This is a genomic window from Chromobacterium sp. ASV23 (assembly GCF_016428945.1).
GTDB classification, from domain to species: Bacteria; Pseudomonadota; Gammaproteobacteria; order Burkholderiales; family Chromobacteriaceae; genus Chromobacterium; species Chromobacterium sinusclupearum.
Window position 1 is genome coordinate 55,961 of sequence record NZ_JAELTR010000022.1, and the last position, 6,446, is coordinate 62,406.

Sequence of the window (6,446 nt, forward strand, 5' to 3'; positions counted from 1 at the left end):
AAAACCACACCTCGAATTCCAGCAATGACTGCCGGGATGGTAACGCGGCGGCGCGGATCAGGCCAGCTGCCGCCAGCGCTGGCTCAGCCCCACCGCATGAAACAGGCCGTAGCCAAGACATATCAACGAACTCCAAACAGCGAAAGCATTGACGGCTTCAGGCCGCCAGATCCAAATGGGAAGCAAGGCCAAGCCGCGCAATAGGTAAATGGCGGTGATGATGAGCAAGACCGGCTTGAGCAAAGGCAGCCGCCGCAAGCAGCCCGCAGCGGAGAACGCATACAGCGCCCTGATCGCCAGGATGGCGGCGATGCCCAGTGCCGCCAGCGCCGGCCTCCATTCTCCGCGCTCCGCGGCCCAGGCGTACCGGGCCGGCGCGCCAAAAAATCTATACCATGCCGGCCCGCCAAAGATGATAGCCACATGCAGCAAACTGGCCAGCAGGCTCAAACCGCCGGCGATCAGCAAATTTCGATTCATTCCCCGCCTCCTGACCTTATCGGCAGAATCAATACAACATTGTCATTGCCGGCGCGCATGAAAAACGGCGCGAAATTCGCGCCGTTTTCTTTTCCCTCAAACCTGCTTACTTGGCCGCCGAGGCATCCTTGGCTGCCGCGCCGCCGCCGACGGTTTCCATCACTTTCCATTGGCCGTTTTCGACCTTGTACACGGTGATGCCGCCGTCTTTCAGATCGCCCTTCTCGTCATAGGTCCAGTTGCTGGAAGTCACGCCCTGGTGGGTGATCTTGGCCAGCACCGGCAGGTAGACTTTGGGATCGGCCGAATTAGCCTGCTCCATCGCTTGGATCAGCGTGCGCGCCGCGTCGTAGCCATACGGCGAGTAAGTCGCCACATCGGCCTTGAAGCGCGCCTTGTAACGGGCCTCGTAGTCCTTGCCGCCCGGCATCTGCTCCAGCGGCAAACCAGCCAGCGAGGCGATGGTGCCGTCGGCTTCCTTGCCTGCCAGCTGCAGGAAGGTCGGGGTCTTGGTCATTTCGCCGGAAATCAGCGGCGCCTTCAGGCCCAGGCGCTTCATTTGCTTGACCATGGGCGCGGACTGCGCGTCGGCGCCGCCGTAGAACACCACGTCCGGATTCGCGCCCTTGATGGAGGTCAGGATGGCGGTGAAGTCGGTGGCCTTGTCATTGGTGAATTCACGCTTCACCACGTCGCCGCCGGCGGCGCGCGCAGACTTCTCGAATTCATCGGCCAGGCCCTGACCGTAGGCGGTGCGGTCGTCGACGATGACGATCTTCTTGGCGTGCAGCTTCTCCACTGCGAACTTGCCCATCACGCCGCCCTGTTGGGTGTCGGACGTCATGGAGCGGAAGGTATTCTTGAAGCCTTGCGAGGTAAACACCGGCGAGGTGGCCATCGCGATCATCGGGATGCCGGCGTCGGAGTAGATCTTGGAGGCCGGGATGGAAGTGCCGGAGTTGAAGTGGCCGACGATGCCGGCCACCTTGTCATCGACGAACTTCTGCGCCAGCTGGGTGGCGGTTTTCGGATCGGCCTGATCGTCCTGCGCGTCGAGTTCAAACGTCACCGGCTTGCCGGCAATGGTCGGTTTCTCGGCGTTGGCGTCTTCGATGGCCAGGGTCACGCCGTTCTTGTATTCCTCGCCATAGTGAGATTGCGGGCCGGTGAGCGGCGCGGCGAAACCGATCTTGATCACGTTACCGGCGCTGGCGGCGGCTGGCGCGGAGGCGGCGCCGGCAGGCGCGGCCTCTTCCTTCTTGCCGCAGGCGGACAGCGCAACAGCGGCGGCAACCGCCAACGTCAGGGTAGACAGCTTGGATACTTGCATCTCTCTCGTTCCTCTTCTCTTGCTTCTACTGCTTGCGTCGATATAACCGGCCTAAGCCGGATCCGTACTTGCTCTTTATAAAGTAAAAACTCTGGCCGCATTATTCCAACGCGGCCAGAGCCTGGCAAGTTCTTATTCAGTCATGCTCATCAGGCTGGCATTGCCGCCGGCCGCCGTGGTGTTGACGCTCAACGCGCGCTCGACCACTAGCCGGTGGATATTGTAGCCGCCCTCGCCGCGCAGGATCAGCGGTACCAGGGCCCCGTCGCGCGCGGCCAGCTTGCGGCGGGCCGCTTCCATGCCGCTGCCGGCAAACAGCACGGCGGACACATCGGCGGCCAGCACATCGGCAGCCACTTCAGCATAGCCATTCAGGGCGCTCGCGAGCTTGCGCCCGGCCTCGTTGTCCGGCAACACCGCGCGGTTGCCTGCGGCAAACGCGGCGGCCAGTTGTTCGGCCAAGGTCTGGACGTCATCCGCCACGCAGCCAACCCGGCCGCGGCAGGCAAACGCCAGCGTATTGTTTTCGCCGGTCGGGCTGGGCAAGGCCACAGAGCGCGTCAGCGGACTCTCGCGGCGCGCGGCGGCAATCGCGCCGTCCAGCGCCAAGCCTTGCCCCTTGGCGGCGGCAGCCAAAGCCTCCAGCGCGGATAGATCCGCCGCCTCAGCCTGAGCATTCAGTTTGGGCTGCCAGGCGGCGCGCGTCAGGCGATACAAATAGTACGGGCCGCCAGCCTTGGGGCCGGTGCCGGACTTGCCTTCGCCGCCGAACGGCTGCACGCCTACCACTGCGCCGACGATGTTGCGGTTGACGTAGATGTTGCCCACCTTGATCTTGCCGCAGATGTCAGCGATGGTTTCGTCGATGCGGCTGTGGATGCCATGGGTCAGGCCATAGCCGGTGGCGTTGATTTCGGCCACTACCTTGTCCAGATCGGAAGCGGCAAAGCGCAGCACATGCAGCACCGGGCCGAACACCTCGCGCTTCAGCTCCGCCAGGTTGTCGATCTCGAACAGCGTAGGCGCCACATAGGTTCCGCGCTCGCAGTCCGCCGTCAGCTTGGTCTGATGCACCGCGCGCGCGGACTGTTTCATGCGGTCGATGTGGGCCAGCAAGCCAGCCTGCGCTTCGGCGTCGATCACCGGACCGACATCGGTGGTCAGCTTGGCCGGGTTGCCTACGGTCAGCTCGTCCATCGCGCCCTTGATCATCTTGATCACTTTGTCGGCGATGTCGTTCTGCAGATACAGCACGCGCAGCGCCGAGCAGCGCTGGCCGGCGGAGTCGAAGGCCGAGCTCAGCACATCGGTCACCACCTGTTCCGGCAAGGCCGAGCTGTCGACGATCATCGCGTTCATGCCGCCGGTTTCCGCCACCAGCACGGTATCGTCGCTGCGCTTGGCCAGCGTGCGGTTGATGATCTGCGCCACCTCGGTGGAGCCGGTGAAGATCACGCCATGGATGCGCGCGTCGCCGGTCAGCGCCGCGCCGACCACTTCGCCGCGGCCCGGCAGGAACTGCAGGGCCGCGCGCGGCACGCCGGCCTCGTGCAGCAAACGCACGGCGTAGGCGGCGATCAGGCTGGTCTGCTCAGCCGGCTTGGCCAGCACGGTATTGCCGGCGGCCAAGGACGCCGCCACTTCGCCGATGAAAATGGCCAGCGGGAAATTCCACGGGCTGATGCACACTACCGGACCCAGCGCCGGGTGCGTGGCGTTGTCGAACTCGGACACGATCTGCGCCGCGTAATAACGGCAGAAGTCCACCGCCTCGCGCACTTCGGCGATGGCGTTGTTAAAGGTCTTGCCGGCCTCGCGCACGGCCAGCGCCATCAGCGCCGGCATATTCGCTTCCATCAAGTCCGCCATGCGGTTCAGGCAGGCGGCGCGCTCGGCCACCGGCGTAGCCGCCCAGCTGGCGGCAAAATCCGCGGACTGCTGCAGCGCGCGCTCGACATCGTCTGCGCTGGCTTCCAGCACTTTGCCCACCACGTCGCTGTGGTCAGCAGGGTTGCGCACGGCCAGCAGCTCTCCGTCGGTGACATCGCCGTCACCCAGCATGGGGAAGGCGGCCCAGCGTTGCTGCTCGGCGGCCTGCAGCCCCAGTTGCAAGGTCTTCAGCACATGTTCGCTGGACAGGTCCAGCCCCTTGGAATTACGGCGGCCATGGCCGTACAGGTCCAGCGGCAGCGGAATCTTGCTGTGCGGCTGGCCAGCAAAAGCGGCCGCCTCGGCCGCCGGATCGGTCACCAGCTCATCAATGGATACGCTCTCGTCGACGATGCGGTTGACGAAGGACGAGTTGGCGCCATTTTCCAGCAGGCGGCGCACCAGATAAGCCAACAAGGTCTCGTGCGAGCCCACCGGCGCGTAGATGCGGCAAGCCTTGCCCAGTTTGTCGGCGCCGACGACCTGGTCATACAGCGTCTCGCCCATGCCGTGCAGACACTGGAATTCATAATCCTTGCCCGCCGCCAGGTTGTAGATCGCCGACAAGCTGTAAGCGTTGTGGGTGGCGAACTGCGGATAGATGGCGTCCTGGGCTGCCAACAGCTTCTTGGCGCAGGCAAGGTAGGACACGTCGGTGTACACCTTGCGGGTATACACGGGGTAGCCCGGCAGGCCGTCCACCTGGGCGCGCTTGACCTCGGCATCCCAGTAAGCGCCCTTCACCAGCCGCACCATGAAGCGGTGGCCGGTGCGGCGCGCCAGATCGATCAGAAAATCGATGACGAAGGGACAGCGCTTCTGGTAAGCCTGCACCACGATGCCGATGCCCTCGAAGCCCTTCAGATCCGGATCGTTGGCCAGCGCCTCCACCAAGTCCATCGAAATTTCCAGACGGTCGGCTTCTTCGGCGTCGATATTGAGGCCGATGTTGTACTGCTTGGCCAGCAGGAACAGCGCCTTCAGGCGCGGGAGCAGCTCCGTCATCATCCGCTCATGCTTCAGGCGGCTGTAGCGCGGGTGGATGGCGGACAGCTTCACCGAGATGCCCGGGCCATCGTAAATGCCGCGGCCGTTCGACTCCTTGCCAATCGCGTGGATGGCTGTGACATAGTCATTCAGATAGCGCTGCGCGTCGGCCTCTGTCATCGCCGCTTCGCCCAGCATGTCGTAGCTGAAGCGGTAGCCGCGCGCTTCGCGTTCGCGGCCGTTGGCCAGCGCTTCTTCAATGGTTTCGCCGGTGACGAACTGCTTGCCGAGCATGCGCATGGCCATGTCCACGCCCTTGCGGATCAGCGGCTCGCCGCCCTTGGCGATCAGCCGGGTCATCGCGGCCGACAGGCCGGAAGCGCTGTGCGAGGAAACCAGCTTGCCGGTCACCAACAAGCCCCAGGCGGCGGCATTGACGAACAGCGACGCGCTGTTGCCCAAGTGGGCTTTCCAGTCGCCGCGGGAAATCTTATCGCGGATCAGCTTGTCTGCCGTCTCGCGATCGGGGATGCGCAGCAGCGCCTCCGCCAGACACATCAAGGCGATGCCTTCGCTGCTGTCCAGCGAAAACTCGTGCATCAGCGCGTCCACGCCGCTGGCACGGGTGCGCTCGCGCCGCACTTCCGTCACCAGGCGGCGCGCCAACTGCTGCACCGAAGCGACCTGCTCGGGACTCATCGCCGCCTGCGCAAGCAAGGCTTGCACGCACTCGCGCTCGTCGCGCCGGTAAGCGGCGGTGATTGCATCGCGCAGGGCAGACTGCTGATGAGCAAAAGATTCAAACTGCATGGGCTTCTCCGATATTGTTTTTGCTGTCCCGGACCAGGGGCTGTTAACGAGTGCTGAGCGGCTCCTCGAAAGACCTCTCCGCCAGGCGCTCCCCAGGCTCCAGGCAATCGGACTATTGTATACAACTGCAATAAAAGTTGTTGGACAATATAAAATATTCTTTAGCTTGCAAGCACTCACTCTAGCAAGATAGACACAGCAAAAACCCCATGCAATCCGCGCCTTCCGGATTCATTGCCGCAGCCAGCCAACTGGGATCAAATCCTTCCACAATCAGGACAATCACATGTGAAATGTTCTGATTGTCACAAGGTCCAGCCCCTACGGCAGCGAGCACACGCTTTCGACACGGCGCCCGTCGTTGGGTCCCAGCAAGCTGCCCGCTGCAGCTTGCGTCAAATGGTTGCGATGGTCGAACGCCGAGACCGCAGCCATGCGGCAGCAAAGCAGCGAACCAATCCTTCCCTGGGTGAAAGACTGGCGGAAATTCTGGGCGACTATGCCCTCTCCCGCTTCAGCCATGATCAAACAGATGAATTTGGGCGCAGGAATGCAAAAACCCCGGACGATTGTCCGGGGTTTTCTAGATGGGATCTGGCGATGTCCTACTTTCACATGGCGAATGCCACACTATCATCGGCGCTAAGATGTTTCACGGTCCTGTTCGGAATGGGAAGGCGTGGAGCCATCTCGCTATGGTCGCCAGAAAAAACGTGAACGCTATCGCGTAATTCTGGATTCGCTTCTTTTGAAGCGAAACGCCAAGTCGTAGACTTGGCGTTATCGTATGAGGCGTCTGGCGGTGTCCTACTTTCACATGGCGAATGCCACACTATCATCGGCGCTAAGGCGTTTCACGATCCTGTTCGGGATGGGAAGGCGTGGGACCACCTCGCTAAGGCCACCAGAC

At 62.7% G+C, this 6,446-nt stretch carries 3 protein-coding genes and 2 rRNA genes; all 5 read right to left on the minus strand.

Annotated elements, in window-relative coordinates:
* Positions 1–57 precede the first annotated feature (57 nt).
* On the minus strand, positions 58–480 hold the full coding sequence (locus tag JHD59_RS11105) for a hypothetical protein (RefSeq protein WP_199154278.1): 423 nt from the start codon (positions 478–480) through the stop codon (positions 58–60).
* 106 nt (positions 481–586) lie between these two features.
* Complete coding sequence (locus JHD59_RS11110) at positions 587–1,810, minus strand: branched-chain amino acid ABC transporter substrate-binding protein (protein ID WP_199154279.1); 1,224 nt, start codon at positions 1,808–1,810, stop codon at positions 587–589.
* Positions 1,811–1,942: 132 nt separating this feature from the next.
* Positions 1,943–5,536, minus strand: coding sequence for a trifunctional transcriptional regulator/proline dehydrogenase/L-glutamate gamma-semialdehyde dehydrogenase (gene putA, locus JHD59_RS11115; RefSeq protein WP_199154280.1), 3,594 nt, complete (start codon positions 5,534–5,536; stop codon positions 1,943–1,945).
* Positions 5,537–6,128: 592 nt separating this feature from the next.
* Positions 6,129–6,243 (minus strand): 5S ribosomal RNA (gene rrf / locus JHD59_RS11120).
* Positions 6,244–6,330: 87 nt separating this feature from the next.
* Positions 6,331–6,445: ribosomal RNA gene (gene rrf / locus JHD59_RS11125) — 5S ribosomal RNA — on the minus strand.
* Position 6,446: the final 1 nt, after the last annotated feature.